Source organism: Undibacterium hunanense (assembly GCF_014284335.1).
Taxonomy (GTDB): domain Bacteria; phylum Pseudomonadota; class Gammaproteobacteria; order Burkholderiales; family Burkholderiaceae_D; genus Undibacterium; species Undibacterium hunanense.
Genome location: NZ_JACOGF010000043.1, coordinates 1 through 580 on the forward strand (window position 1 = coordinate 1; position 580 = coordinate 580).

General features: G+C 47.8%; 1 pseudogene. It reads right to left on the reverse strand.

Annotated elements, in window-relative coordinates:
* Positions 1-318: 318 nt before the first annotated feature.
* Positions 319-580, reverse strand: a pseudogene (locus H8L32_RS27635) (hypothetical protein); the annotation flags it as partial.

Sequence of the window (580 nt, forward strand, 5' to 3'; positions counted from 1 at the left end):
GTCGCTCCAGCGCAGGCTGGAGCCCAGCGACGTTGCTTGTGTGCCGTACTTTGATTAAAAGATTGCACTTCGTGGACACAGGCCGGGTCTCGGCCCGGCGGCCGAGATACTTTCTTTTGCGTCGCCAAAAGCAAGTATCCAAAGAAAAGGCGACCGCAGACTCGCCCTTCGGGTGCTTACGCTACGCTTCAGCATAATTTGTGCATCACAAAAAATGGGAAAGCTTCGAAACTCGCTTCGCTCAAACACGAAGCTTTCTGATCCATTTTCTGTGAAGCACAAATTACATCGTCCCAAGCGGATTGACGTCAAAAGCGACTACAACTTCAAAAACAACCCCAAAACCAAGAACAACAACAAAGTCAAAACCAACGTCAACACAATCTCATTCATATTTATTTGAATGCTGTCAATTAACGATGGTGTGGGGGGGTGCTGTTGCTGTTGCTGTTGCTGTTGCTGTTGCTGTTGCTGTTGATGTTGCCTTTGACGTTTGGGGTTGTTGTTGACTCTAATCCGCTTGGGACGAAGCCATTTGTGTAGTGCAGAAAATGGAAAAAGAAGGTCCGATGTTTGAGCG